The sequence below is a fragment of the Advenella kashmirensis WT001 genome (assembly GCF_000219915.2).
GTDB classification, from domain to species: Bacteria; Pseudomonadota; Gammaproteobacteria; order Burkholderiales; family Burkholderiaceae_B; genus Advenella; species Advenella kashmirensis.
Window position 1 is genome coordinate 2,343,180 of sequence record NC_017964.1, and the last position, 25,927, is coordinate 2,369,106.

Annotated in this window: 24 protein-coding genes and 3 pseudogenes; 16 read left to right on the top strand and 11 right to left on the bottom strand. The window is 52.7% G+C overall.

Annotated features, from left to right (window positions below):
* Positions 1–18: 18 nt before the first annotated feature.
* The 5 genes and pseudogenes from TKWG_RS10985 to TKWG_RS11005 all read right to left on the bottom strand — a co-directional run bounded on the left by TKWG_RS10985 (position 19) and on the right by TKWG_RS11005 (position 4,788).
* Positions 19–417, bottom strand: coding sequence for an ectoine synthase (locus tag TKWG_RS10985; protein WP_014750906.1), 399 nt, complete (start codon positions 415–417; stop codon positions 19–21).
* Positions 418–422: 5 nt separating this feature from the next.
* Positions 423–1,721 carry a diaminobutyrate--2-oxoglutarate transaminase gene (gene ectB, locus TKWG_RS10990; protein ID WP_014750907.1) on the bottom strand — a complete coding sequence of 433 codons (1,299 nt, stop codon included), beginning with the start codon at positions 1,719–1,721 and terminating at the stop codon, positions 423–425.
* 75 nt (positions 1,722–1,796) lie between these two features.
* Positions 1,797–2,363 carry a diaminobutyrate acetyltransferase gene (gene ectA, locus TKWG_RS10995; protein WP_014750908.1) on the bottom strand — a complete coding sequence of 189 codons (567 nt, stop codon included), beginning with the start codon at positions 2,361–2,363 and terminating at the stop codon, positions 1,797–1,799.
* Positions 2,360–2,906: pseudogene (locus TKWG_RS11000) on the bottom strand (MarR family winged helix-turn-helix transcriptional regulator). Before TKWG_RS11000 ends, ectA begins: the two are co-directional and overlap by 4 nt.
* 1,078 nt (positions 2,907–3,984) lie before the next feature.
* Complete coding sequence (locus TKWG_RS11005; protein WP_041709384.1) at positions 3,985–4,788, bottom strand: AraC family transcriptional regulator; 804 nt, start codon at positions 4,786–4,788, stop codon at positions 3,985–3,987.
* Between the two features lie 166 nt (positions 4,789–4,954).
* Here TKWG_RS11005 and TKWG_RS11010 point away from each other — a divergent pair.
* The 3 genes and pseudogenes from TKWG_RS11010 (at position 4,955) to TKWG_RS11020 (ending at position 8,080) form a co-directional block, all read left to right on the top strand.
* A pseudogene (locus TKWG_RS11010) lies at positions 4,955–6,981 on the top strand (FUSC family protein).
* Positions 6,978–7,193, top strand: a complete 216-nt coding sequence (locus TKWG_RS11015) for a DUF1656 domain-containing protein (protein ID WP_014750910.1) — start codon at positions 6,978–6,980, stop codon at positions 7,191–7,193. Before TKWG_RS11010 ends, TKWG_RS11015 begins: the two are co-directional and overlap by 4 nt.
* A 5-nt stretch (positions 7,194–7,198) precedes the next feature.
* Positions 7,199–8,080 carry an efflux RND transporter periplasmic adaptor subunit gene (locus tag TKWG_RS11020; protein ID WP_202947791.1) on the top strand — a complete coding sequence of 294 codons (882 nt, stop codon included), beginning with the start codon at positions 7,199–7,201 and terminating at the stop codon, positions 8,078–8,080.
* Positions 8,081–8,346: 266 nt separating this feature from the next.
* Here the strand turns inward: TKWG_RS11020 and TKWG_RS11025 are convergent, their stop codons facing one another.
* The gene (locus TKWG_RS11025) at positions 8,347–9,321 is read right to left on the bottom strand and encodes a LysR substrate-binding domain-containing protein (RefSeq protein ID WP_238534414.1); all 975 of its coding nucleotides are present in this window, start codon (positions 9,319–9,321) and stop codon (positions 8,347–8,349) included.
* Between the two features lie 390 nt (positions 9,322–9,711).
* Here TKWG_RS11025 and TKWG_RS11030 point away from each other — a divergent pair, with 390 nt between their 5' ends.
* The 11 genes and pseudogenes from TKWG_RS11030 (at position 9,712) to TKWG_RS11075 (ending at position 19,508) form a co-directional block, all read left to right on the top strand.
* Positions 9,712–10,614, top strand: coding sequence for an FAD binding domain-containing protein (locus TKWG_RS11030; protein ID WP_014750913.1), 903 nt, complete (start codon positions 9,712–9,714; stop codon positions 10,612–10,614).
* A gap of 15 nt (positions 10,615–10,629) precedes the next feature.
* The gene (locus tag TKWG_RS11035) at positions 10,630–11,181 is read left to right on the top strand and encodes a (2Fe-2S)-binding protein (protein ID WP_014750914.1); all 552 of its coding nucleotides are present in this window, start codon (positions 10,630–10,632) and stop codon (positions 11,179–11,181) included.
* The gene (locus tag TKWG_RS11040) at positions 11,174–13,486 is read left to right on the top strand and encodes a xanthine dehydrogenase family protein molybdopterin-binding subunit (protein ID WP_014750915.1); all 2,313 of its coding nucleotides are present in this window, start codon (positions 11,174–11,176) and stop codon (positions 13,484–13,486) included. The genes TKWG_RS11035 and TKWG_RS11040 overlap by 8 nt, the downstream gene beginning before the upstream one ends.
* A 106-nt stretch (positions 13,487–13,592) precedes the next feature.
* On the top strand, positions 13,593–14,411 hold the full coding sequence (locus tag TKWG_RS11045; protein ID WP_014750916.1) for an alpha/beta fold hydrolase: 819 nt from the start codon (positions 13,593–13,595) through the stop codon (positions 14,409–14,411).
* Between the two features lie 31 nt (positions 14,412–14,442).
* A complete protein-coding gene (locus tag TKWG_RS11050) occupies positions 14,443–15,174 on the top strand; it encodes an enoyl-CoA hydratase/isomerase family protein (RefSeq protein ID WP_014750917.1) in 732 nt (243 codons plus the stop codon).
* A gap of 5 nt (positions 15,175–15,179) precedes the next feature.
* Complete coding sequence (locus TKWG_RS11055) at positions 15,180–15,836, top strand: SRPBCC family protein (protein ID WP_014750918.1); 657 nt, start codon at positions 15,180–15,182, stop codon at positions 15,834–15,836.
* 71 nt (positions 15,837–15,907) lie between these two features.
* Positions 15,908–16,894: a Bug family tripartite tricarboxylate transporter substrate binding protein gene (locus TKWG_RS11060; protein ID WP_014750919.1), complete on the top strand. Its 987-nt coding sequence runs from the start codon at positions 15,908–15,910 to the stop codon at positions 16,892–16,894.
* Positions 16,895–17,057: 163 nt separating this feature from the next.
* Positions 17,058–17,177, top strand: a pseudogene (locus TKWG_RS27120) (TetR family transcriptional regulator); the annotation flags it as partial.
* An 84-nt stretch (positions 17,178–17,261) separates the two neighbouring features.
* Positions 17,262–17,696, top strand: a complete 435-nt coding sequence (locus TKWG_RS11065; protein ID WP_014750920.1) for a hypothetical protein — start codon at positions 17,262–17,264, stop codon at positions 17,694–17,696.
* Entirely contained in the window at positions 17,693–18,478 is a 786-nt protein-coding gene (locus TKWG_RS11070) for a cyclase family protein (RefSeq protein ID WP_014750921.1), read from the top strand. The genes TKWG_RS11065 and TKWG_RS11070 overlap by 4 nt, the downstream gene beginning before the upstream one ends.
* Positions 18,479–18,527: 49 nt before the next feature.
* A complete protein-coding gene (locus tag TKWG_RS11075) occupies positions 18,528–19,508 on the top strand; it encodes a tripartite tricarboxylate transporter substrate binding protein (RefSeq protein ID WP_171815158.1) in 981 nt (326 codons plus the stop codon).
* 396 nt (positions 19,509–19,904) lie between these two features.
* On the opposite strand, the gene TKWG_RS11080 is transcribed toward TKWG_RS11075, so the two are convergent.
* The gene (locus TKWG_RS11080; protein WP_014750923.1) at positions 19,905–20,879 is read right to left on the bottom strand and encodes a Bug family tripartite tricarboxylate transporter substrate binding protein; all 975 of its coding nucleotides are present in this window, start codon (positions 20,877–20,879) and stop codon (positions 19,905–19,907) included.
* 21 nt (positions 20,880–20,900) lie between these two features.
* A complete protein-coding gene (locus tag TKWG_RS11085) occupies positions 20,901–22,235 on the bottom strand; it encodes an arylsulfatase (protein ID WP_014750924.1) in 1,335 nt (444 codons plus the stop codon).
* A 101-nt stretch (positions 22,236–22,336) separates the two neighbouring features.
* Between TKWG_RS11085 and TKWG_RS11090 the strand changes: the two genes are divergently transcribed.
* Both TKWG_RS11090 and TKWG_RS11095 read left to right on the top strand, forming a co-directional pair.
* Positions 22,337–23,227, top strand: coding sequence for a LysR family transcriptional regulator (locus TKWG_RS11090; protein WP_014750925.1), 891 nt, complete (start codon positions 22,337–22,339; stop codon positions 23,225–23,227).
* A gap of 234 nt (positions 23,228–23,461) precedes the next feature.
* Positions 23,462–24,040 carry a peroxidase-related enzyme gene (locus TKWG_RS11095; RefSeq protein ID WP_014750926.1) on the top strand — a complete coding sequence of 193 codons (579 nt, stop codon included), beginning with the start codon at positions 23,462–23,464 and terminating at the stop codon, positions 24,038–24,040.
* 204 nt (positions 24,041–24,244) lie between these two features.
* Here TKWG_RS11095 and TKWG_RS11100 read toward each other — a convergent pair whose 3' ends face one another.
* The 3 genes from TKWG_RS11100 to TKWG_RS11110 all read right to left on the bottom strand — a co-directional run bounded on the left by TKWG_RS11100 (position 24,245) and on the right by TKWG_RS11110 (position 25,758).
* On the bottom strand, positions 24,245–24,922 hold the full coding sequence (locus TKWG_RS11100) for a cupin domain-containing protein (RefSeq protein ID WP_041709396.1): 678 nt from the start codon (positions 24,920–24,922) through the stop codon (positions 24,245–24,247).
* A 102-nt stretch (positions 24,923–25,024) separates the two neighbouring features.
* Complete coding sequence (locus tag TKWG_RS11105) at positions 25,025–25,483, bottom strand: YeeE/YedE family protein (RefSeq protein ID WP_014750928.1); 459 nt, start codon at positions 25,481–25,483, stop codon at positions 25,025–25,027.
* On the bottom strand, positions 25,480–25,758 hold the full coding sequence (locus tag TKWG_RS11110; RefSeq protein WP_322786528.1) for a YeeE/YedE family protein: 279 nt from the start codon (positions 25,756–25,758) through the stop codon (positions 25,480–25,482). Before TKWG_RS11110 ends, TKWG_RS11105 begins: the two co-directional genes overlap by 4 nt.
* Positions 25,759–25,927 lie beyond the last annotated feature (169 nt).

The following is a 25,927-nucleotide window of genomic DNA, read 5'->3' on the forward strand; positions in this document are numbered from 1 at the left end:
TCCTTATCTGTTTACAGTTCAGGCGGTTTCCTCGGTCATTGCCGGATAAACACCGTCTTCATCATGAACTTCAAGACCGGTTACCGGGGGATTGAACACGCAGATTACACGTAGCGGTTCTTTCCCACCGCGCAGCCAATGCTCATCATTCTCATTCAGGGCATAGACCACGCCCGGGCCCAATGTGTATTTCTTGCCATCGGCAACTGTTTCGATCTCCCCGTCACCTTCCACGCACCACACTGCTTCCAGGTGGTTCTGATAGTGAATATGGGTTTCCGTACCGGGAAATATCACAGTTTCATGAAAGGAAAACCCCATGCCATCCTTGGCCAGCAACACACGACGGCTGAGCCAGGTGTCGGTTTTAACTTCGAGATCAGTACCAATAACATCTTTCACATTTCTAACTATCATGTTTCTTACGCTCCGAATTTGAGAACTTTGGATTTCTTGCCTTCCTGCTTTAGCACTTCTGCAACGCTGCGTTCAATCAGCTCCAGGCCCTGCGTCAAATACGCGTCCTCGATGGTTAGCGCCGGCAAGATTTTCAGGACCTCGTCCTGGGCGCCCGAGGTTTCAATAACCAGCCCGTGTGCAAAAGCCTGCTGGGCAATTTTATTTGCCAGCTCTGGCCTGTCATCGCAGACCAGCCCCTGGATCAGACCCCGGCCACGCACGCTGAAGCCAGCCTCGGGAAAGCTGTGTACGATGTTCTCAAGCCAGTCGCGCACGATGCTTTCCTTGCGACGCGTCTCGTTCTGGAAGCGATCATCGCTCCAGTAGCTATCCAGCGCCTGAGCCGCTGTAACAAAGGCCAGGTTATTGCCACGGAACGTACCACTGTGCTGGCCGGGCTTCCACACGTCCAGTTCTGGCTTCATTAAAACAAGTGACATGGGCAGACCAAAGCCGGACAGCGACTTGGACAGCGTGATAATGTCAGGCTTGATTCCGGCAGCTTCAAAGCTGAAAAAGCTGCCGGTACGGCCACAACCGACCTGGATATCATCCACGATCAGCAGCATGTCGAACTTGCGGCACAGTTTTTCCAGTTCACGAATCCAGCGCCAGCTGGCCACGTTCACGCCACCCTCGCCCTGGACCGTTTCCACAATCACAGCAGCTGGCAAATCCAGGCCGCTGCTTGGATCTTCCAGCATGCGTTCGAAATAGGCAATGGTGTCAACGTCGGGGCCGATATATCCATCAAAAGGCATAAAGGCCGTGTTATGCAACGAGACGCCAGCTGCATCCCGGAATTTCTCATTGGCAGTAACGGCCAGCGAGCCGCCGCTCACACCATGAAAACCATGAGTAAACGACACCACGTTCGAACGCCCCTTGACCTGGCGCGCCAGTTTGAGCGCCGCCTCTACTGCATTGGTGCCGGTTGGACCGGTAAACTGAAGCGTGTAATCCATTTTGCGCGGTTTCAACAACACGCGCTCGAAAGTCTCCATAAAGTATTTTTTTGCCGATGTGGCCATATCCAGACCATGCACAACCCCATCGGTATTCAGATATTCAATCAGCTTCTTCTTGAGAATCGGATTATTATGTCCGTAATTCAAGGTACCTGCACCACTGAAAAAATCGATGTATTCTTTTCCTGATTCGTCAGTCAGAACAGAGCCTTTGGCCTGATTGAATATGACGGGGAATGAACGTACGTAACCACGTACTTCAGACTCCATGCGGTCGAAAATTTCTAAATCCATGATTTTTCCTATTTGATTAAATATTAAAAGACAATGCCTGAAAGGCATTCGGACGCCGGGCACGCCCTGGTGAACTCAACCCGGCGTTGGCCTAAGCGGCCCAATCTTCAAAAGACGTTCGTCGTCATGCGCTTGGGGCCCGAATAATTCTGGTTCAAATAGCGGGCTTTCTTCGATGCCGGCGCCCATGTTGCGAGCGACGGCGGCGAACATGCGACGAGAAGCGGCGTTGTCCGGCCCCACCGTTGTTTCAAGGTATCGAATATGCGTCAGGTTCGGCCGCTCCAGCAGACTTTGCAGCATTCGCTGACCCAGTCCATAGCCGCGCCCACGCTCGTGGACAGCGACCTGCCAGATAAACAATACGTCTGCCTTATCAGGAGGCTGATAGGCTGAGACAAATCCATCGATTTGGCCCTCGGCCTGCGCGACAACGCAGGTATTGTCAAAATGCTCACACAGCAGCAAATAGCTGTAAACCGAATTTAAATCCAATGGTGGGCACTGGGAAACCAATTGCCAGATGTCATAACCATCGGCCTTGGCAGGAGCTCTGAGCAGGTGCGAGTGTTTCTGCGCTGTCCCTGCCGCATGAGCGTGTTGCGAATGCGTTTGAGATGTGGTGAGTGCCGTATCAATCAAATTAAAATCCCGGATTCTGGGTGCGAGGCATCCGCCACTGGAACATCCAGTATGGGTGATGCCGGTTCATTGGAAACCTCATGCGCCACAACACTGTGTGCCTCCATGAGCATGACAATTTTTTCAAGCGACGTCGTAATGGCGGCCTGTTCTGTTTCTGGTAGATCCTTCAGCGCATCTGTCAGCTTGGTCTGAATGGGCGACGGCGTCGCTCTGACCAGCTCAATGCCGGCTTCGGTCGCAGTAATAAACACGATGCGACGGTCTTCCCTGCCGCGTTCACGACGAATCCAGCCCTTGTCTTCCAGACGGTCCAGAATACCGACGACGGTGCTGGGACTGACGTTGGATTTTGCGACTGATGGCTGTCGCCGTGATGGGCCCGTTCTCTACAATGGCGCCCAGGCAGATCAGCTGCGGTGCCGTTACGTTGCTGTAGGCGGCAAGTTGCCGCGAGTGCACGGCAATAGCCCGGGTTATACGGCGCAGCGCGCTGAGGATACGAATGTCATATTGAGTTTGCATATTAATTGTTTTACTCATAATAATTTATAGAGAAATCGCTTCCCTTGATAATCATTTCAACACTAATCATATGCGATCGAATGATTGCTGTCAAACCGGTTATTACCCTAATGATTAGGTAGAAAAATGAAGATGGGGAAATAAAGTCTGCATGAAGAAAATGAAGGCTATTGATTATTATTTTCTTTTATCTTCTGTTAAAACAACGATAATAAACCGTCTATGTTTAACAATAAGTTACTTATTTAATTTTAAAAATAAGAATATTGTCCGTAAAAAAACGTTCCCATACAGTTGGGCAAAGACCCGTTAGCTGTTCGGTCACTTTTCCTATTCGTTCAATCACAGGTTTGTTTTGACAAACATTAATTGACCGGTTAATATTTGCCTATGCAATCAATTGTCCCTTTACCCTTCAATTGATTGCATCGCCCTTCCGGATTTGTTTGTCTTCCGGCAGGGCGTCATTTTTTATACCCTACGCATAAGGGCATAAAAATCATGGAAAGATTTAAGACGTTATCGCAGAGCTTTGTTTATGAGCTGTGCCGGAAAGGTCAATCTGATCGTCTATACCGAAGCAGTAAATTCTAGGTTGTATGGCCGAACATTGTTCATAAATCCGACTCCTGTGGCTTATTGAAAACCATATGCATTGAATGAGAATTGCTTGCCTTTCAGGCTGATTGACTGCTCCGTTTTTTGAAAACGAGTCGTTGATCTCGATCTTGTTTGATTGGTATTTGATTTTTGTAGAAAGTCGATGCACTAGATATTCGACTCCCACTTCCCCCATCCAGGTCCTGAATAATCATGCAAAAATTTGTAGTCATATCTGCCATTCTCATCGCTCTCTCCGGCTGTGGCGTTTACCAAGGCCGCTACACTGGCGCCCCTCCCATGCCAGCCGACGCACCTCCCCCAACGTCACTGATGTCGCAATAGATTATCGTTAGTGAAGTTTGACGTTCATCCGAACAGCAATAATGCTACTGCCACAGCGTACGAAAAGGATTTATTCCGGGGTTACCTTTGCTTCAACCATTACTTGCAGCAGTTCCATGTCGGCCGAGCCACTGACGATGTCTGTGCCTGTCTAAGATGAACGCATTGCTGCGTTGCGGTTCTTAAAGTATTGGGCTGGCGTAGTTCCTAGCGCCTTCTTGAACATTGTAATGAATGCGTTGACCGACTCGTAGCCCAGTTCGGTCGCGACATTTTGCACCGACTCGCCGCTTGCCAGTTCACGAAGGGCTACGATCAGGTGAAGTTGTTGACGCCAGCGACCGAACGTTAAGCCCGTTTCCCGGATTAACAGGCGCGCCAATGACCTCTCGCTCATTGCCTGCCGCTTCGCCCAATTACTTAATGTACTGCGATCTGATGGTTCGCTTGTCAACGCCTCTGCCATCGCCCGGATCTTCGGATTCCTGGAGATCGGGAGGTTGAACTGCTCACGAGGCATTTGCGCCAATTCGTCCAGCACTACCCTCGCAAGCCGCGCAGCATGGCTGTCAGCGAGATAATCTGCGCGCTCGCGAGCCAATCGATCAATTAACTCCCGGACCATGGGAGAGACCGAGAGTGTGCAATTGTACTCGGGCAGGTTCGCAGCCCCCGGTTCCACGAACAGATAGTTAAGCCGCGCGTTCACAGTCGCATGGGCGCTATGGGGCACGCCGCCTGGAATCCAGACACCGCAGTTTGGAGGCACGATCCAGATTTCGTTGCCCGTCGTGCATGTGACGGCGCCATGCAAGGCAAGGATCAACTGACCCTTCCGGTGAACATGCAATGGCACCTCCGCCTGATGATCCGAGAAGTCCAATTGATGGGCGACCGCCGGCGGCGGCGTGCGGTCAGGGTCGAAAGCAGAAATAGCAGATCTAGATTTGGTCACAAGATTGGCATGATTTAGGTATTTTTTGTCAGAATACTAAATTTATTTTATATTAAAGAAAGAGAATAATTGCGGCATGAACACTTCGCAGTCCGCAAATACCATTCAAAGCAAAGCCAGTGCAGCATTGCTGCACGCAGTGCCAAATATCCTTCGCACGCCCACCATGAAGGCAGATGCGGATGCAATCCTCTTTTCGGCCAAGAGTTTTACTGCGGCGATGCTGGCCTACTACATTGCGCTGCGAATCGGGCTTCCCAAGCCTTACTGGGCGATTGTTACCGTTTACGTTGTCTCGCAGACTTCTGCCGGAGCATCACTCAGTCGTGGCGTTTATCGCTTTGCCGGAACGCTTATTGGCGCCATGGCGACAGTCTTGATCGTGCCCAATTTCGTGAACGATCCCATCGTATGCAGCGCAGTGCTTGCCGTCTGGATTGGCCTGTGCCTATTTTTCTCACTACTTGATCGGACGCCACGAGCCTATGCCTTCGTCCTTGCTGGCTACACAGCGAGTCTTATCGGTTTCCCGAGTGTGCTTGATCCAAGTGCGGTTTTTGACACGGCGTCCGTGCGTGTCCAGGAAATATCTATCGGAATTTTTTGTGCAGTTCTGATCCATCGCTACGTCTTGCCAAAGCGCATGACCGGTCAATTCACCGGTAAGCTGTTGGCGACGCTGCGGGACGCTCGTCGGCTGGCGAGTGGCGCACTCAATGGAACGCCCGGGGAAAATCGTCGTGGCCGCAACCAGCTTGCCGCGGATCTGCTTGCGCTGCAGGGCTTGCGACGTACTTGCCATACGATGCCGCTCCCGCGACGCCACGTCGTGAGACACTGCAACTGATTCATGACCGGCTCGCTAGATTGCTTGCGCTCACGACAGAGATCGAAGATCGGATCCATTCCCTTGGCATAAGCGACGACAATGCGCCCGATGAATTGATCGCATTAGTTAGTGACATCGGTTCCTGGATCGCAACCAACGGGACGGACAATCAGGAGGACACCGCAGTCCAACTGATCGTCCGGTCGCGTTCGATCCAGAAGCTTTTTGGCACGGACGCGGCAACGTCCGTCCACAGGCTTGCGGCGAACCTCGCCGGTCATCTGGCCGAGATGATCGGTTTACTTCATGACTGCGACAGGCTAGAGCGCGATGTCGCATCGCCTGTACGATCGCGTGAAGTAACATCACTTCATGGGCCGAGCCGTGCCAAGGGTTACGTCTATCACCGTGATCCCTGGATGGCGAGCCGCGCTGCGCTGGGCGCACTCATCGGAATCCTTCTTGGCTGCGCCTTCTGGATCTGGTCGGCCTGGTCAGACGGAACAACGGCCGTTTCCATACTCGGCGTATGCTGCGCCCTCTTCGGGAACGTCGATGCACCAGCGCCTAGCGTGGTCAAATACACAGTCGGCTTGATCTACGGGGTAGTCATCAGCTTCGCCTACAGCTTCGCTATCCTACCCCAAGTTACTGACTTCGCAGTTCTAGTCGCTGTGCTCGCCCCGGCGTTCTTGATCGCAGGCTCGCTGCAGGCGCGCCTGCCGACAACGTACATGGCGCTAGGCATTACCCTCACTATTCCGATCCTCTTGAATCTGGGTGCCCATTACACCGGTGACTTCGCCGCATCCCTCAACACTTCGGTTGCGCTCTTTGCCGGGGTCGGGTTCGGAGCAGTGAGCATGTCCCTGCTCCAGACCGTACCGGTCGATGTCGCGATCAACAGGTTGCTGCATTTAAGTCGGCGGGACGTCAGCGGACGAGCCCTGGGCGGAGCGCCCAATGAAGCTCGCTGGACCAGTCTTATGATCGATAGAACAGCATTGCTGTTACCAAGGTTGCGGGTGTCCGGGAAAAGCTATACGAACATCCTCGACGACACCTTGAACCATCTTCGCATCGGCCATGCCACAGGGCAGCTTCACCAGACAGCCCACCTGGTCACGGGCGAAGCCGGTATCAAAATGAACGAACTGCTTTGCTCCATCGCCGCACGTTTCAGCGCCACAGGACCCATGACGCCTGCAGAACACATTCACTTTGATCAACGCATCGAGACATTGACAGCGCTGATGGCGAGCAGCTCGTTCAATAAGCGCTTGCGGATACTAGATCTGCTCATCGACCTTAGCTTCGCACTACGCTCCACTGAAACGACAGACGCAAGGAAACACAGCGCATGATCGTTGATCTTAATATTGGCGGCGTCCTTATCCCCGGTCTGGTGGTGCTCGCGTTTGTTGCGCTGCTAGTCGCCGTGGCAATGTTCCGTTTTTTCTCCGCGACCGGCATCCAACGCCTGTTCGCTTCTCGAGCACTCGTCGAGCTCGCTACCTTCGTCATCATTTACGGTCTGCTCCTGCAGTCCCTCCCATTGATTGGACTATTGCCTTGAAGCTTATGCTATCCCTGCTTACCCGCTATGCCCTGACACTTTGTCTTGTGACTATCGCCTTTTTTATCGCGTTGAAAGCTTGGGGTCACTACGGGCAAACGCCCTGGACCCGCGATGGGCGGGTTGGCGTGGATGTCGTGCAAATCGCACCAGAAGTCTCCGGCACGGTCAGCTTTGTACCTGTAGTGGACAATCAGTATGTGCGCCGGGGTGACATTCTTTACAAGATCGACCCCGAGCGGCTTCGCATCGCAGTGACGTTGGCCGATGCTGACGTCCAGGCCAAACGTCAGGATATGACCGTTCGTCAAGCGACGGCGCGGCGATACAGCCAGGTTCGGGATGCCGTGTCCAAAGAAGCGGTCCAACAAGCCAGCGGAGCGGCGGCTGTGGCCAGCGCCGCCTATCAAGCGGCAGTCGCGACACTGAATCTTGCCAAACTCAATCTGGCCCGATCAGTTATCCGCTCACCTGTCGACGGCTATGTCACCAATCTCAGGCTTCGGCCTGGTGACTATGCGACAGCCGGCGTGACCAAGATCACCATCCTTGATTCGGCCAGCTTCTGGATAACCGGTTATTTCGGGGAAACAAAAATCCGGCAAATTAATGTAGGTAACCCTGTGCAAATTATGCTGATGGGTTTTGATCAGCCTATATCCGGCCACGTCGAAAGCATTGGTCACGGTATCGAGAATAGCAATGACGTCCCTGGTCATCTGGGCCTACCAAATGTCGCAGCAACATTCTCTTGGGTGCGCCTTGCTCAGCGTATCCCGGTGCGCATTCATATTGACCGGATTGCCCCAAGTATCAAGCTTGCAGCGGGCATGACAGCGACCGTAAAGATCATTCCCGCAAGCGTGAAGACGAGCAAGAGTAAATAGTCATGAATCTTGCGCTTGGCTTATCTGTTCGTTTCAGAGTTTACGAGTTGCCTAACAACCAGAAGCGACAGCAGCGCTGAAAAAATATAAAGTCTGACGCAGGAGGATCTGGTCCAGCAAATCATATGTGCGCTCCACGCATGCCAATCGCCATATTAAAACTGGTAAGGTCGCTATGGGAATTTCGAGGTATAACGTGCAACGAGCAATTGAAAGCCTGCCACGGCAGACGCATTGACTGCCGATGTTCTGGCCTCAACGAAAATTCAAAGCGTCCATCCTTGACTCGCCGCCCATGCCGTGATCGACTGCTCTGTATCGCGACCTTCTTGCTGCAGCCACTCGCAAAAATCAACATTCAGAGTCTGTGCCTTAGATATCGCAATGCTGTTGACGTAGTATGTACGCCTCTTGGCACCAAGAGGCCCAAATGGCACGCACAGGCGGCCTGCAATTATATCGTCTATCGCCAGAAATAGCGGGACCATTGCCAGCCCCAGTCCCTCTGACGCCGCCTGCAAGGCAAAGTACATCTGCTCGAAGCTCAATATATTGGCAGGCTTCAGATCGGGGACACCAGCGGCCGTCAACCATTCGCTCCAAGCATATGGTTCAGTGGCATAGCTGATAAGCGTATGCGCCGCCAAATCACGCGGGTGCGCAAGTCTCAGCGTCTCTTGCAAGTCAACGTGGCAGATGGGAATGATGATCTCGGTCATGAAGGGAATCGACCTGCAGTTATTCAGGGGCCCTTGTTGCCCGCGCAGGGCAATGTCGTAGGTATTCTCCTGAAAATTCGGTGGGGCCACTGAAGTAGTCAGGCGGATTTCGACGTCAGGTCGTTTTCGTTGAAACACCGACATGCGTGCGATCAGCCAGCGCATAGTGAACGTAGGCGGCGCATTGACACGCAACACAACGGGCGCTGCCCGCTGCATAACATGCATAGACGCATTCACCAAGCGATCAAGTGCAGTCGAGACCTCGTTGAGATATTCCCGGCCTTCTTCGGTGAGTGATAACTGCGACGGTGTTCTGTGAAACAGCGCGACGCCCAGCCAGTCTTCAAGCAACGCAACCTGGCGGCTCACCGCTCCATGGGTGACGTTCAGTTCCGCTGCAGCCTTCGTAAAACTCACGTGACGCGCCGCCACTTCGAACGCCCGCACGGCATTGAGCGGGGGCATTTTTCGGATGAGATGTCTCCTGTTTGTGGTTTGCTTAGCGTGACTGAAACGCACGCTCAATGGATAGTATTACTTTGTCGTGAAAGCTTCAACTGATTCGCCGCAATTTATTAGCAGAAATTCATGATCAAGCCATTATGATTGCTGCAGCCAGTCTGCTTTTCTCATAGTCGTATGAAGTAGCAGCCCCAATCCTTTGTCAGAACTTAATCACGCTGAATTCTCGCCATAAGTTTGCACGGTCATCGGATATGGCAACTGTAGAGCGTGAGAATAACTCACGCTCTAAGAACTTAAGTCGTTTGCCCCGTTAGTCGGTACCACAGATAATTTGGGGACCGAAACCACTTTGCGCTTATACGCGCTGACCATCAGGATGCCAAATATCAACCAGGCTTATACGAAGCACCCCAGCGTTGTACACCACAAGGCGGCCGTCAATCTATGAAAGCCGCTCCTTTTGAATACGTCCTCGCTGAATCTCTCGATCATGCGCTGGAATGCCTGGATCAGTACGGATTGGACGCCAGGACCTTGGCCGGCGGTCAGAGCCTTGTGCCTATGATGGCCATGCGGCTCGCCCGCCCCTCTATGCTACTGGACATCAACCGATTGGCTGAACTCAAACAGGTTGACATACGCGAAGGCGCAGTGTCCATGGGTGCCACAACTGGACAGCGCGCCATTGAGAATAACATTGAAGTACATGGGGCAATACCACTAGTGCGCGATGCCCTGCGTTGGGTAGGGCACATCCAGACGCGCAACCGCGGCACAATCGGTGGCAGCCTGGTTCATGCCGATCCTTCGGCAGAATTACCGTTAGTCGCCGTCGTTCTAGATGCCACCCTGCGCCTATGCAGCAAGGCCGATGGCGAACGAGAGATCGCAGCTCAGGAGTTTTTTCTGGGCCCTATGTTCACCGCTACAGCCGAAATAGAATGTCTGACCAGTATTGAATGGCCCATTTGGGAAGGTAGTGGCGTCAGAACTGCTTTCGACGAAACCGCCATGCGACACGGCGATTTCGCCATGGCATCTGCCGCTTGTCAACTACAGATCGATGAGAATGGCGTCTGCCAGCGGGCAGCTATAGGTATAGGCGGATTGGACGGTGTGCCGCGATCTTTTCCGGAACTTGCTCAGCAACTCGTCGGTCAGCGCATTGATGTCCGACTTGCTCGAGAGATAGCGCATTGCGCCGTGCAGCAGACCGAACCAGGATCTGATTTGCACGCAGATGCAGAATTTCGCCGCCAACTTGCAGTTGTGATGCTGACCCGGGTATTGCAAGCAGCCTCGACCCCAAGCCCGCATGGCACAACCAATTCTACCGCTCACGCATAATCCAAGGAGTTTCCAATGCCCTCACCGCCTGTGACGATCGAAATAAAAGTCAATGGCCTGCTTCGAGCACAAATGGTCGAGCCGCGTACCACGTTGGTCGATTTTCTGCGTGATCACCTGGGACTTACCGGGACGCACGTCGGATGCGAGCACGGCGTCTGCGGAGCCTGTTCAATCTTGCTCAACGGCGAACCCGTCAGATCGTGCTGCATGTTTGCAGTTCAAGCCAATGGCATGTCCGTCACTACCGTTGAGGGTTTGGCGCCTCAACGAGGATGCCTATCCAAAATCCAGGATGCTTTTTGTGAAACGCACGCACTTCAGTGCGGTTATTGCACACCAGGCATGCTCATCGCATGCCACGCGCTTGTCCAGAACACGCCGCAACCGGATGAGGCTCAGATTCGCGAGGCGATCGGCGGTAATCTGTGCAGGTGCACGGGCTATCAGCAGATCGTCGATGCAGTGAAACTAGCCACAACGCCAGGTTACCAAGTCAAGGAAAAATCGGAGCCGATCGCTGGACAGCCTGGCCAAGTGGCTATCAAGGAAGCATCGAATGACTGATCCGAAACATCCCGCCTACAACGCATTCAAGTATATTGGCCGTCATCGGCGCGCGGTGGAGCATCGACGCTTTGTCACTGGCCAGGGACACTATGCAGCCGATGTCGCTCTGCCCGGGCTTTTGCATGTAGCCATCGTCGCCAGTCCTTACGCCAGCGCCCGCATTGTTTCCATCGACACTTCGACGGCCCTGAGTATGCCCGGTGTGCACGACGTGCTCACCGGCGAAGAGCTCACTGCCCAGATAGAACCCATGCTGCCCGGTGTCGATGCACCCAAAGTCGCGCGTTATCCATTGGCAAAGGGCGTGGTTCGCTATGCCGGCGAGTGGGTGGTGGCTGTAGCGGCTGAGACCCGCGCATTGGCCGAAGATGCTGCAGAAATGGTCATGATCGAATACGAACAGACTCCTCATGTGATTGACACAGAAGGCGCCATGGCCGAGGATGCGCCGCGCGTGCATCCCGATCATGGCCCGAATGTCATCTGGCACCGCAAGTTCACATGGGGTCCGGTAGATGAGCACTTTGCCGGTGCTAAGCATCAAATCAACTACCGCGCCCGTTGGGCTCGCAGCTCAACGGTGCCAATTGAAACCTTTGTCGCAACCTGTTTATGGAGTGACGCGACACAAATCCTGGACGTCTGGGCATCGATCCAGATGCCGAAGTACCCCGATTTACTCGCCAAATGCCTACGCATACCAGGAAACAGCGTGCGTGTACATTTTGACGTAGATGTTGGAGGCAGCTATGGCGTTAAGCGCGGATTAAAGCATTCCATTCTGGTAGGCTATCTGGCGAAAAAACTCGGCAGACCGGTACGTTTTCTCGAAGATCGATTGGAGAACATGCGCGGTGGCGACATGCAGGGTCCTGACCGTATCTTCGATGTAAGTTTGGCCTTCGACGGCGATGGCACTATTCGCTCTATGCGCATGCGTGCGGTAGACGACATCGGTGCATACTCGGGGCGTTCTCCACTGCAGCTTGGCAAGCCAGTAGGGGCTATTGTCGGCCCCTATCGTATCGCGAGTGTTGAATATGATGCCTATTCGGTGATGACAAACAAAACGCCACAAGAAGCTGTGCGCGGCTTCGGCCAAGCTCCTACCAACTATGCCATCGAGACCGGTATAGACAAGGTGGCACGATTCCTGGGCATGGATCGGATCGCGCTAAGGCGCAAAAATCTGATTGGGAAAGATGAATTTCCCTATCTGATTCCCAGTGGCACTCGCTACGATTCAGGCGACTACGAAACGGTGCTGAATACGTCCCTGTCTGCCGCTCCGTTCAATGCCATCGAGCAGCAGCGCGATGCGCTGCGAGCACAAGGCATGCTCGCCGGCATCGGCATCTCCACTTGTCTGGAGCCCTCGGGTGGAAATTCAGCATTCGAGCCGCTATTTAACGCCAAAAATGAAACCACCACCTGGATGGATTCTTGTCTGATCCGCATTGACCTGAACGGCGCTGTAACCGCACTGATGGGCACCTCGACCTCTGGCCAGGCACATGAGACGCTTGTTTCCACCGTCGTCGGCGAAATACTGCAAAAAGATCCCGATTCCGTACGGGTGCTGCACGCCGACTCGCTCAATGCCCTACCCTCAAATAGCCCGGTAGGCAGTCGCATGGCGATCATGCTTGGCGGCGCCGCCGCCGGCGCCGCAAAAATTCTTAAATCAAAATTGCTGGCCATCGCCGCCCATAATCTTGGCGTCAATGAGGACGCGCTTACATACGAGGACGGCAATGTCTTCATCCAGGACGAACCGGCGCGTCGCCTTGAGTGGGATGCACTTGTCGAAATCGCACATCGCAAATACCACCGCATGCCGACTGGGATGGAGCCGGGCCTGCAAGAGAAATTTTGCTGGGAGGTACCGAGCGGAGGACAATTACCGACCGAAGATGGGCGTGTACAAATGTACCCATGCCACTCTTTTGAATGTCATGTCGTCCTGGCCAGCATCGATCCGGATACCGGCAAGACCACACTACATCGATACGTTGTTGGCCACGATTGCGGCGTCATGATTAGTCCTGATGTTGTGCATGGCATGACTTACGGAGGCGTGGCGCATGGCCTGGGTGCGGCACTCCTGGAGAAATTCGCTTACTCCGACGAAGGCCAGTTGCTCTCGGGTACCTTCATGGATTATCTACTTCCTAGCTCTGAAGAGGTTCCATCGATAACGATAGTAGACCATTGCACGCCCTCGCCCCTGACCGCTTTCGGTCAAAAGGCTCCGGCGAAGCGGGCTATCTGGGTAGTCCAGCGGCCATTGCCAGCGCTCTGAATGATGCGCTCTCAACAATAGATGCATCCATCGACGAACTTCCCATGACCCCCCAAGCGATTTGGCGTGTATTGCGCAAAGCCTCTTTTTCGACCAAGGAAACAACATGATCGACAATATCGAACATCGGATCATACGCGGTGTCACTTGCGACCTGGCAGTCTATATGCAAGGCCCGCCGGACGGCATACCGGTCGTGATGACCCACTCCATCCTTTCTTCCAGTTTAATGTGGGACAAGCAGGCTGTCCTCCTCGCAGATAAGGGCTTTCGCGTGATACGTATCGACACTGCCGGCCACGGCAATTCGTCGGTGCCCGCAGAAGTTTTCACAATGGACGAACTGGCAGCTGACACGGTTGCAGTGCTCGAAGCATTGAATATTCCGCGAGCGCATTACGTCGGACTATCGTTGGGCGGTATGAGCGGATTTGGCTTGGGTGTGATCCATGCCGATCGCTTGCTCAGCCTTTTGCTTTGTGATGCACGCGCTGATGCACCGCCTGAGGTGGCTGCCCCCTGGGATGACCGCATTGCATCGGCAGAGCTGCACGGCAGTTGTGCTCCTCTGGTCGAGCCCACGCTGGAACGCTGGTTCGGCAAACCATTTCTGCTGAGTCATCCTGAAGTTAACGAACGATTCCGATCTATCGCAAATGGTACGTCTGTGCCTGGGTTCGTCGGCAGCGCGCGTGCCATTCAATCTCTAAATTATCTTGATCAGGTGGGCGCTATTGAGACTCCTACCACACTTGTTGTCGGATCCAACGATGGCGTGCTTCCTGAAACCATGCGTGAACTTCAGACGCGAATCTCCGACTCAACATTCGCAGTTATTCCGAACGCAGGCCACCTTCCCAATGTAGATCAGCCTGCAGCCTTCAACGAAGCCCTCATGCGCCACTTCGAACGCTACGCACTATGACACTTTTTCTGAATAGATGGAGATATCCCACATGCATCAACACCTGAAGCTTGAACAAAAAGGCCGCTTGCTCCACATCACCCTGAATCGTACCGAGGACAACGGCGTATCTGACAGTATGGCGGCAGCGCTTTCCGACGTCCTGCTCAAGGCGCACGAGACGTCTGATGCAGTACTACTCACGAGTGCCGGCCCCGATTTCTGCACAGGACGCATCAGAGACGCTGGCCCGACCCCCGCAGCCTCGGAGGCTTACACCCGCAGAGATGAATACGACGGCATCTTCGGCAGCTATCAAGCCATGCGAGGTGCCAAGGTACCCATCATTGGTGTGATTAAAGGCAGATGCATGGGATTTGGCACCGCCATTGCCTCGTTGTGCGATGTTAGCTTTGCCAGCGATGCCGCGACCTTCAATATCCCCGAGATCAATCACAACGTCATGCCCACCATGGTCATGTCAGCGGTCTATGACCGGTTAAACCGCAACGCGATACTATGGATGGCTTACTCCGCCGACTTCATTGATGCACAGCGGGCGCTTGTCTATGGTCTGGTAAGTCAGGTTGTTTCAGACAATCGGCTCGACAGCGAAGTGCAACGCTTCATTGACCTGCTGCTGGCACGGCCACGGCCCGCCATTCTTGGACTAAAGGAATACCTGCGCGTGGCGCCTCGTATGGATGAACAGGCCGCCATTGATTACGCAAGAGCACTGCATTCCATGGTAAACACGGCCGCTTCGATGAAAAAGGGGCACTGACTCCCATGGAAATCACCGGAAGCAAGACGCTCGCCGCGTCCCGCCAAACAGTGTGGGATGCGCTCAACAATCCCGATGTTCTCAAACGATGCCTGCCGGGATGCGAATCCGTCGAAAAAATAAATGCCGAGCAATACACGGTCATCATGGCCGCCGCCATCGGTCCTTTGCGTGCTCGCTTCAATGGCACGCTGCGAATGACCGATGCCACGCCTCCCTCGAGCTGCACAATGGTCTTCGAAGGCCAAGGTGGTCCCGTTGGATTTGGCAAGGGTACTTCGTCGGTCGAATTGACCGAAACATCAGATGGAACTCAACTGAGCTATACGGCAAGCGCGCAGGTGGGTGGCAAGCTCGCCCAAGTTGGATCACGGCTTATTGATAGCGTGGCCCGCAAGATGGCCGACGACTTTTTCAAGGCCTTCAAAAAGCAGCTTACGACACCAACTGACAGTCAAGAGGCAGAGGCATCGCAGGTTGTACCTACCACATCACCCGCCAAATCCGAAACGCGTGTTCAAAGCACGGTTACCAGCTGCCATGGTTCATCTTCCTCGACTCATGAAGAGCGTCCCAGAGTGATGGTACCTGGCTGGTGGCTGCTGGTGGCCACGGCCTTAGGATCCGCCCTGACTGTGGTCGGAACGCTGCTGATGCGCTAAGGAGCGTTTACCTGGCTATGGCTATCGGACCTTTGCCAGTATAAATATTCAAAACAATAGGAGACAACAAAATGACACAACCCACGCATTCACGGCGAAAAATGCTCATCGCCTCAGTTAGTGCCGGACTTTGCGCTTTGGTCCACGCGGAATCCTCAAAGGCCGCGGAAGTAGTACGGATCATCGTTGGCTTTCCCCCCGGGCAGGCAACGGACATCGTGGCCAGGTTGCTTGCCGAAAAATTGCAAACAATCACAGGTGACAACTACATTGTTGAAAACAGACCTGGACAAGGGGGCAGTATTGCAATGGGACTGACTGCAAAGTCCCCTGCCGACGGCACAATCATGATGCTTACTCACATGTCTGCGGTTGCCACTAACCCGCATTTGTATAAATCCGTCCGCTACGACTCGATTAACGACTTTGAAGCGGTTGGGCTGGTCTGCGACCTTCCGTTCGTACTGGTTTGCCACCCCTCTCAGCCGTTTACTAACATACAGGAGCTGATCAGTTTCGCGAAAAATCATCCAGGCAAACTTACACATGCTTCCTCCGGTAACGGAACCGTTTCTCACCTGGCGATGGAGGAGTTCAAGCGACAGGTAGGCATCGACCTGCTGCATGTCCCCTATAAGGGAAGCGCGCCAGGCTTAACCGATGTTGTCGCCGGCCAAGTCTCTCTTGCACTGGAAACCGCTGCCGGCGTGCAACCTTTCGTCAAAAGCGGTCAGTTGCGTGCGCTGGCAACAGCCACGCCCAAGCGCCTGAGCGGCATGCCAGATGTACCGACTACTGCAGAACAAGGGTTTGCGGATTTCCTCGCTGCAACCTGGCTAATGCTGATTTATCCGCACGGAACGCCCAGCCCACGAATCACAGCGACATTTGATGCATTGTCTACGGCGATGCACACACCGGACGTAAGTGCCAAGCTTTCGCAGATCGGCGCTATCGGGCGCACCAGTAGTAGTCCACAAGAAGCGGCAGCCTACATCCGCTCGGAATATAATAGCTGGGGAGATGTGGTCAAACGTAGCGGCGTGTCGTTGGATTGAAATTGACGACTCGCCGAGTCAAGTTGGTACTACCTTCATTTTTAATGTGTAAGCCAGAAATTTTGTAAATATCTTGACTCTGACACGATTTAAATATAAATTTCAAATAATTATTTGAAATTTATATTTAAATACGCACGCATGTCGACCAAAGAGAAAATCACTGCCAGCGCCCTTACCTTTTTGCACACGGGGTTTTGACGCAACTTCATTAAAAGACATTACAACGCTCGCAGACGTCAATGTCGCCGCGATCCACTATCACTTCGGCAATAAAGATGACCTGATACGATCCGTACTTGAATCGGTCGCGCAACCTGTCAACGCCTTACGTATGCAAGCGCTTGAAAAACTGTCAGGAGCCGGGATGTTGACATTGGAACGAATTGTGGACGCGCTGGTTGCTCCGCCCATCATGCATAGCCTGCAGACTACCGGCGACAGCCGACTTCTGGTCAGACTCCTGATGCAAGCCAGAGCACTGCCGCAGGAAACAACCAACGCCGCGATCTTTGAACAATACGACGCAATGGCCCTGCTTTTCGTCGAATCATTTATGAAAGTCACACCAGGGTTGAACCGTGCTGAAGCATTCTGGCGCTATTCCTTCACTATTGGCGCGATGATGTACATCATTAGCGATGGTGATAAAAACTATCATCGTCTCAATAGGTTATCGGCAGGACTTTGCGACACAGACGATCCCACAGTCATCATCAAACAACTGGTTGCGTTCGTAGTCGCTGGATTTGCAGCACCCAACATTTCAATGCCTGCTCGTACAAAAAAAGGACACGTATGACTCGGAAAATTATCGACCTATCGGTCACCCTTGAGGACAAGCCCACCTCTCCTGCCCACCACCAACCGAAAATTGACTATGTCAATCACGACGATTCGTGGGAATTGTTCAGCAAACTTCTGCCAGGGGTGACTCCCGCTGACATGCCCGACCGGAAAGCCTGGGCCGTGGAAAAAATTTCATTGTCCACGCACGCCGGTACCCATATGGATGCACCGTGGCATTATCACCCCACTACCAACCACGCATTGACCGCCGGGGGCGAGCCAGCGCCCGGCATCGATCAGGTACCGCTGGATTGGTGCTTAAGGCCTGGCGTCAAGCTGGATTTTCGTCACTTAGAAGCTGGCTACGTCGTCACCCCACAAGATATACAGGACGAACTCAGGCGCATCGGATACCAACTCAAACCGCTGGATATCGTGGTCGCCAACACGCGTGCCGGAGCCAGACAAGGGCAAGCGGATTATTGGGAAAGTGCCTGTGGTTTCGGACGCGACGCCACACTATGGATGCTGGAGCAAGGCGTGCGGATTGTCGGTACCGACTCGTACAGCTGGGATCCCGCATTCAAGTATGTGATTGAGCGATTTAATAAAAGCAAAGATCCGGCCATCCTCTGGGAAGGGCACAAAGCAGGTCGTGAAATCGGTTACTTCCAGATGGAAAAGCTCACAAATCTGGATCAGTTGCCCTCTCATGGATTTACGATCAGTTGTTTCCCCATAAAGATCAAGGATGCCTCGGCTGGCTGGTGCCGAACAGTGGCGATCCTGGAATAGGAACGCATCACTTCACTCCTTCATAACCACAGAGACAATGGTTTTTATTATGCCTTTCTATAAATACAAGCAAATCGCAAAAGAAAAGTTCTCTCACTTCATAGCACGCTTTTTCGGAACCACACTAGCCGTTGTTATGCTGTCCTGTATTGCCACCCCGGCATCTGCAGCTTACCCAGAAAAGCCGATAGAGCTTGTCGTACCGTTTCCCCCAGGCGGCATTGTTGATGTCGTGACCAGAACCATGGCTCGTCAGTTAAGTGGCACATTAGAACAACCGCTAGTGGTGGTCAACAAAGCAGGGGCCGGCGGTTCGATTGGTGCCGCACAGGTTGCCCGGTCAGCTCCCGACGGATATACTTTACTAATGGCTTTCGACACACACGCCATTAATCCGCTTTTATATAAATTGCCATTCGACTCCGATAAGGCTCTAACGCCAATATCATTGCTCGGCACGTCGGCCCTGGTTCTTGCCGTACCGGCTTCCGTTCCAGCTAATAGCGTCCCAGAGCTCGTTGCCATGGCAAAACGTGACCCCTCTGCGCTTAACTATGCATCAACGGGTGCGGGCAGTTCAAATCAGTTGGCGGCTGAATTGTTCAAGTCAACTACAGGTATCAATCTTACGCATATCCCGTACAAAGGCGGCGCGCCAGCCATTGCCGATTTACTGGCCGCACGCGTTCAAGTCATGTTTGTCAGCACGAGCTCCGTTCTTTCACACATCCGTGCAGGCAAGCTCAAAGCACTTGCGGTCACAACCAAACAGCCGATACCTCAATTGCCGAAAGTGCCGTCCATCACTCAGTATTATCCGTCTTTCGAAGTCAAGTCCTGGATCGGTGTGCTGGCGCCGTCGGGCACACCCGAAGACGTCATTTTGCGTCTGAACACAGAAATCAGAAATGTTCTACATACACCGAAAATGGCTGCGTTTTTTGATAAACAAGCTATCCAGGCGGCGCCTCCTCACCCGCAGAATTTGGCAAATTTATGCAAGGCCAGACAAAAAAATGGTCGGGTGTGATCCGCGAATCGAATATCAAGGTGGAGTAGAACGAGACGCATTTTGAATTGGCAATAAGAATGCCAGGAGTGACGTCAGGGCTGAGGCGTTGTAATGCTGCAGCCCGTCAACCCACCCTCGTAAAAATCTGATATTCCCATCGACCTACATTTTCACATATCATCCGAGGATTCAAATAAATAACTGCGGGCCCTTCCATTTTGGATGGGTATACGACGCGCGGACGAACCATAATTGTTTCTTGATCGTAACGCGGTTTGACAATTCTTGCGATCTGACAATATTGCAGTGGATTTGGTTTAGTATTAATTGTTCAAAACGAAAACAAAGAAGCCACCCAGGGTTAGGTATTTTTTGGACCTGGGCAGGATCCCAGTGGATAATACGCACCACGAATCACTGCCCTATTTTCAAACCTCGTTGCTTTACCAGATTCGCCCATTTAGCGCGATCTGCCTGTACGAAGTTGAGCAAATCTTCCGGCGAGCCCGGCGCGATTTTCATTCCGGCAGCGGTTACAGCCTCTCTATACTTTTGAGTCTTGACAATATCAGCAAGAAGTCCGTTAAGCCGTTCTATCCGTCGCGGAGAAACACCCTTTGTGGTTGCCAGGGCGAACCACTGGCTCGCGTCATATCCTTCAATGCCCGCCTCTGCCACTGTTGGCACGCTCTCTAACGACGACAAACGGTAAGTAGTAGTCACGGCATAGGCTTGCAAGGCACCCGATGCAATATGAGGGAGCACCGGCGTAGGGCCAAGTATTGCAAGTGGCACCTGTGCGCCAACAACATCGGACACCGCTTGCCCACCGCCTTTGTAGGGTACCTGCACCATTTGAGTGCCGGCGAGCTGGTTGATCATTTCCCCGGCCAGATGCTGCGAAGTCCCGGTGCCTGAAGTCGCATAGTTCCATTTACGCGGGTTTTGTTTTGCATCTGTAATAACGTCTGCGAGACTATGTTGTGGATTGGAAGCGGGACCCACAATAATCATTGGGCCTTCCGCAAGCATGATCACAGGATCTAGCTCTTTGCCAATACCTGGCTCATCACGCGGAAAGATAATTGGACCAGGAACGGTAATAAGCAGCGTATCGTCCGGCTGGCTGTTGGCAACCAAATTCAATGCCAGCGCGCCCGATGCGCCGGACCGATTCTCCACAACAACGCTTTTGCCAAGCCTTTGCGCCAACTGTTCCGCGGCAATACGCGTCAGAATATCGGCCGTACCACCAGGCGCAAAGCCTACGATCCATCTGACGGGACGCTGCGGCCAATTGGCGTCGTCCGCTGGCGCAGCCGCAAGCGAGGTTTGACACAGCGCCAGTATTGCGGTGGCTAAAAACGCCCTTTTTCTCTTGATATTCATGTGACCCAACTTGACAAATAGTTATTGTGAATCCGGCGTACCGGGCAAAGTGTGAGGATGCGTTTTTGCACTTTCATTGAATGCGTTGACCATTTTCAATATCGGGCCCAATACCCAGGTATTGAAGATCAGCACGTCCGTTTCTTCTTTGGGGTCAGAGAGCAGATTAAATAAATATGGCGACTCCAGCTTGCCCTCGCCTTTATTGACTTCGGGTTCCCAGTAAAAATGCAGTTTCCAGTGTCTCCATTTGACTGCACGAAGTTCGTTCTTTATATAAAACAAAAAGCCTTCCCGACACGATGTTTTTTGTTCCCCGGTTAAAAACGCTGTTTGATCTATTCCATCTATTGGCCTATCTGACGGCAAGCCCGCTCCTGCGATGGCAGCTAACGTAGCATATAGATCAGTCACATGAACGATTTCATTGCTTGTGACGCCTGCTTCCACACGTCCTGGCCACCGGATGATAAATGGCACACGTAAACTGCCTTCCATTGACGTATGATAGGTTCCGCTCCAGGGGCCTGCCGTTCCACGATAAGGGCGCCGAAATTCGGGGCCATTATCGCTGCAGAAGATGAACACCGTGTTCTGTGCAATGCCCAGTTGCTGCACAGCGGCATCAATTTGCCCGACACGATGATCCATCTCAACCATTGAATCTGCAAAATCACCAGCATTGGTTCTTCCCGCAAAATCGGGATGCGGCAGCGTGGGAAAATGAAGGTGAACCATCGGAAGATAAAGAAAAAACGCCCTGTTCTCCTCTGTGTTGCGCTTCATGAAGTGGATAGACTTTTCTACCAGCTCTGCATCGATCTCCCGTCTCGACTCCAAATCATATACCTTGACATTATCGGAAGGTTCGTTTTTCTTTCCTTGCATAATGTAGGGCAAATCGACAACCGTCGGATCGAAGCCTACCGTCGACGTAAACTGACTTTCATCGGTTGTGCGTGGAATACCGTACCACTCATCGAAACCACGATCACTGGGATAGCGTCCCGGGCAGTCACCCAGATGCCACTTGCCGAAATGCGCTGTGGCGTAACCCTGCTCGCTCAACAACTGCGCCAGTGTGGTTTCATTTCGGTGCAAACCCTGAGGTAGCCCGGGAGGAACCGATTGCAGACAGCCGGTGCGGATCGGATGGCGCCCGCTCATTAACGCAGAGCGCGTCGGTACACAATCACTTTCAACATTAAAGTTATGCAGCAGCATGCCTTGCGTGGCGAGACGATCAATATTCGGGGTCGGAGCACCGCGCAACGCACCGCCGCCATAGCAGCCCAACTCTCCCCAACCGAGATTATCGGCAACGATTAATATGATATTCGGCGAGGAATCCGACATGTTTACCTCAAAATATGGTTGTTTGACAAAATATCTTCCAAGTGTAGGTCTACGCTCGTACAATTTGATTCCGGTTTTTAAAATATCGATGAATATTATTTATGAATTTAAGTTTCCGCGACATCGAGTACTTTTTAACCATGGCCGAACTGGGACATATGGGTCGGGCTGCGGCAGCGCACGGCGTGACGCAGTCTGCATTATCCAAATCGCTGAGCAGGCTGGAAAAGGAAACTGGCCTGACGCTATTTGAACGTTCCTCACGTCGCATATGGCTTAATGCGTCAGGCCGGGCTTTTGTTGACCATGCAAGGCTTCTTTATGCCCAATATCAGGATGCCTTGCAAAATACGAGCGCCCTGCAGACCGGTGCAGCAGGAATGCTGAGAATTGGCGCCACCGCAATTACGCTGGATAATATTGTGGCGCCAGCATTGCGGTGGCTCATGCCCAAGCGCCCTGCCCTCAAGGTGTCATTAACAACCGGACTATCGGATGCGCTGTTTGAGCAGGTCAAACATGGAGATTTGGACCTGGTCATTGCACCGATCTATGGTGACAGCATCGCGGATCTGGATCATAAAGTATTGACGCAAGATACGATGAAAATCGTTGTCAGCAAGCACCATCCTGTATTTGATACGCCGACCCTTCACATTGCCAAACTTCAGGCATACGGCTGGATCGTGCCTCTAGTGGGTTCCTCCGCCCGGCAGGCCTTGCTGCAGTGGCTTACCGAGCAAGGACTGAACGAGCCTCGGGTTGCTTTGGAAGTCCCACTCGTTTCAAGGGGTATTCTGGAGATTGTTGCGAGCACAGACTTTATATCATTTGCTCCCGAATCTTTACTCCAACGAGATATGAGCCCCGGTGTTGTTGCGCTTCCAATCGTACTGCCTCAACGCAGAAAACTCTGCCTGCTCTCCCGCAAGGGTGCCCACTGGACTCCCCTAATGGAAGGCTTCAGAGTTGCGGTGGATCACGCTATCTGAAGCCATAGCCTTAGATCATGGTTTATTGTTGTGATTGCCAGGCCAGGGCTATCCGCCTTGCCGTCAGCAAGGTATATTACGCAATAGGAGATTTGCTTTTCTGATCATCATGATGGTGACGGATATGAGCGGATCCCAAGGTCGAAAAGAGCCCGCATAAAAGCAAGCCGTCGTAAAAATCAGTCCCCATCGCAAATGCAGTCATCAAATCATTTCGTATCAATAGGAGAAAAAATGACGCAAGCCAGCCACCCCGAAGTGAGTCGTTTTCCGGTCCCTGAACTCAAAAATTTGCCACAGGACATTCAAGCACGGATTCTGGAGGTTCAGGAGAAATCAGGATTCGTTCCGAATGTATTCCTGACGCTTGCGCACCGTCCCGATGAGTTCCGTGCCTTCTTCGCTTATCACGATGCGCTGATGGAAAAACCCGGCAATCTGAGCAAAGCAGAACGTGAAATGATTGTTGTGGCAACAAGCAGCCTAAACCAATGCCAATATTGCGTTATCGCTCACGGTGCTATTCTGCGCATTCGCGCCAAGGATCCGCTAATTGCCGATCAAATTGCAACGAACTATCGTAAAGCCAACATCACGGATCGCCAAAAGGCCATGCTGGATTTCGCTGTACTGGTCTCGAAAAACGCCCACCTGGTTGGTGAACCAGATTTCGAAACACTGAAAAAGCATGGTTTTAACGACGATGACATATGGGATATTGCTGGAATTTCAGCATTTTTCGGCATGTCAAATCGCCTTGCAAATGTCACCAGCATGAGTCCCAATGCCGAGTTCTACTCGCTCGGGAGATAAAAGCTCGGCTTATTTCCAGCGGTGGCACGACAAATGCAATTTTTCTGTTTAAGGCGTCGATATAAAATTACGTTATTAATGCTTTTGAAAATTACTTTTGCTAATCGCCGCTTGCGACAAACGGAAATAAATGACGCATTTGTGCTGAAGTCCTATGGTATAGGGAGAAATCTCTACGACTATGAATCACCATGCAGGCTACTTTTATAGAGATACCGCCCCGGTCAGATACTGACCAAGATGCCCGGTTTTCAGGTACAAAGTAACACCCCCGGGACCTGCGACAAACTCAGGATACTTGCCAGGCGGCAGGCGCAGCCAGCTGCCCTTTCCATACTGGTGCGCTGCCTCGGTCAGGCTTCCATCGAGCACCAGCAATTCGGCCCCGTCGACAAAGTGACCCAAGAGCGGTACGCCGGCGGCTCGCTTCTCTAGCGATACCTGCTCCCGTTCATCTGTAAACAAGGGACAGGATTCGCGTTCACCATGTTTGACCCAGCTGGAAGGTTCACGCGTATTGATTCGCACACTGCGGCGCTCATCTTCAGGCATTTGCCGCAGTTTCACAAATATCGTGGCGCCCTCATTGGTGAACGGCCTGTGACTGGAATCTGGTGGATTACGCAAGTACCAGCCCGCCGGGTAATCGCCGCCCTCGTCAGAAAACGTTCCCGACAGCACCAGGATTTCTTCACCGCCCGGATGTTGATGCCCTGGGAAACGGGATGCCGGTGCATAGCGTACGATGCTGGTCGCCCGGGCTTTTTCTTCACCAATCCGATCCAGCATCACACGCTCTACACCAGGCTGTGGCGAAGCAATCCATCGGTATTGCTGAGGCAACACGGCAGCTCGTTGTAAAAAATCCGAATGTATTAACATGGCTTGGCGATCGTCTTGATTAATTGGGACTTATAATTATGATACACGACCGGTACCGCAACACGGTTCCGCATATTGGCTTTCAGGGAAAATGCAGATAAGTCATCGTTTTTCTTCTGTAAAAGGCATGAATAAAATAAACACCCTGTCATGCAGAACCATGCCGACCATCATGGCAAAGACAAACAACAGCACCATGGGCTGGCCTGTAGCCACCGCCGATAAGGCCGGTCCTGGACAAAAACCGGCCAGCCCCCATCCTATGCCGAAGGTGGCGGAACCCGCAATCAAACGCTTGTCGATCGCCGCGTTCTTTGGCAAATAAAATCGGTCATCGAACACCGGCTTGTTCAGCCGATGTGCCAGCAGCACACCGGGGATAGCGACAACAACCGCACCGCCAAGTACAAATATCAGACTCGGATCCCAATGGCCACTTCCTACGTCAAGGAATCCTATGACACGTGCAGGATCCACCATGCCAGACAGCGATAAGCCGAAACCGAACATGGCCCCGGCAACAAGCGCTACGCTCAGACGTGCAAGCAATAGCCAACTCATCTGAACACCCCTGCAAGCGTCGCAGTGATCATCCCGGCAACAAGAAAGACCAGAGTCGCGGCAAACGACCGTTTTGAAAACCGCGCCAGCCCCATAATACCGTGACCGGAGGTGCAACCAGATCCCAGGCGGGTGCCGATGCCGACAAGAAGGCCAGCAAGAAGCACAACAGGCCAGGATGCCAGCATAATCATCGACGGCAACTTTCCATAGGCGGCAACATAGAGAAACGGACCCGATATAAGCCCAATCACAAAAGCCATATTCGTTGCCATATTATGGCCTGAAAGCAGACGGCCGAATATACCGCTAATACCTGCAATTCGGCCGTTTGCAATAAAAAGCAGGACAGCAGACAGGCCTAGCAGCATACCGCCTGCTAAAGACGGCAAGTATGTAGTCATGTTCAGTTCCCTTTAACGTAAAAATTCAATAAAGTGTGTT

What these genes read in the sequence shown, in the direction of transcription:
- TKWG_RS10985 (WP_014750906.1), bottom strand. Translation starts at nt 417, where the DNA reads ATGATAGTTAGAAATGTGAAAGATGTTATTGGTACTGATCTCGAAGTT.
- ectB (WP_014750907.1), bottom strand. Translation starts at nt 1,721, where the DNA reads ATGGATTTAGAAATTTTCGACCGCATGGAGTCTGAAGTACGTGGTTAC.
- TKWG_RS11015 (WP_014750910.1), top strand. Translation starts at nt 6,978, where the DNA reads ATGATCGTTGATCTTAATATTGGCGGCGTCCTTATCCCCGGTCTGGTG.
- TKWG_RS11020 (WP_202947791.1), top strand. Translation starts at nt 7,199, where the DNA reads ATGCTATCCCTGCTTACCCGCTATGCCCTGACACTTTGTCTTGTGACT.
- TKWG_RS11030 (WP_014750913.1), top strand. Translation starts at nt 9,712, where the DNA reads ATGAAAGCCGCTCCTTTTGAATACGTCCTCGCTGAATCTCTCGATCAT.
- TKWG_RS11035 (WP_014750914.1), top strand. Translation starts at nt 10,630, where the DNA reads ATGCCCTCACCGCCTGTGACGATCGAAATAAAAGTCAATGGCCTGCTT.
- TKWG_RS11040 (WP_014750915.1), top strand. Translation starts at nt 11,174, where the DNA reads ATGACTGATCCGAAACATCCCGCCTACAACGCATTCAAGTATATTGGC.
- TKWG_RS11045 (WP_014750916.1), top strand. Translation starts at nt 13,593, where the DNA reads ATGATCGACAATATCGAACATCGGATCATACGCGGTGTCACTTGCGAC.
- TKWG_RS11050 (WP_014750917.1), top strand. Translation starts at nt 14,443, where the DNA reads ATGCATCAACACCTGAAGCTTGAACAAAAAGGCCGCTTGCTCCACATC.
- TKWG_RS11055 (WP_014750918.1), top strand. Translation starts at nt 15,180, where the DNA reads ATGGAAATCACCGGAAGCAAGACGCTCGCCGCGTCCCGCCAAACAGTG.
- TKWG_RS11060 (WP_014750919.1), top strand. Translation starts at nt 15,908, where the DNA reads ATGACACAACCCACGCATTCACGGCGAAAAATGCTCATCGCCTCAGTT.
- TKWG_RS11065 (WP_014750920.1), top strand. Translation starts at nt 17,262, where the DNA reads ATGTTGACATTGGAACGAATTGTGGACGCGCTGGTTGCTCCGCCCATC.
- TKWG_RS11070 (WP_014750921.1), top strand. Translation starts at nt 17,693, where the DNA reads ATGACTCGGAAAATTATCGACCTATCGGTCACCCTTGAGGACAAGCCC.
- TKWG_RS11075 (WP_171815158.1), top strand. Translation starts at nt 18,528, where the DNA reads ATGCCTTTCTATAAATACAAGCAAATCGCAAAAGAAAAGTTCTCTCAC.
- TKWG_RS11080 (WP_014750923.1), bottom strand. Translation starts at nt 20,879, where the DNA reads ATGAATATCAAGAGAAAAAGGGCGTTTTTAGCCACCGCAATACTGGCG.
- TKWG_RS11085 (WP_014750924.1), bottom strand. Translation starts at nt 22,235, where the DNA reads ATGTCGGATTCCTCGCCGAATATCATATTAATCGTTGCCGATAATCTC.
- TKWG_RS11090 (WP_014750925.1), top strand. Translation starts at nt 22,337, where the DNA reads ATGAATTTAAGTTTCCGCGACATCGAGTACTTTTTAACCATGGCCGAA.
- TKWG_RS11095 (WP_014750926.1), top strand. Translation starts at nt 23,462, where the DNA reads ATGACGCAAGCCAGCCACCCCGAAGTGAGTCGTTTTCCGGTCCCTGAA.
- TKWG_RS11100 (WP_041709396.1), bottom strand. Translation starts at nt 24,922, where the DNA reads ATGTTAATACATTCGGATTTTTTACAACGAGCTGCCGTGTTGCCTCAG.
- TKWG_RS11105 (WP_014750928.1), bottom strand. Translation starts at nt 25,483, where the DNA reads ATGAGTTGGCTATTGCTTGCACGTCTGAGCGTAGCGCTTGTTGCCGGG.
- TKWG_RS11110 (WP_322786528.1), bottom strand. Translation starts at nt 25,758, where the DNA reads ATGGCAACGAATATGGCTTTTGTGATTGGGCTTATATCGGGTCCGTTT.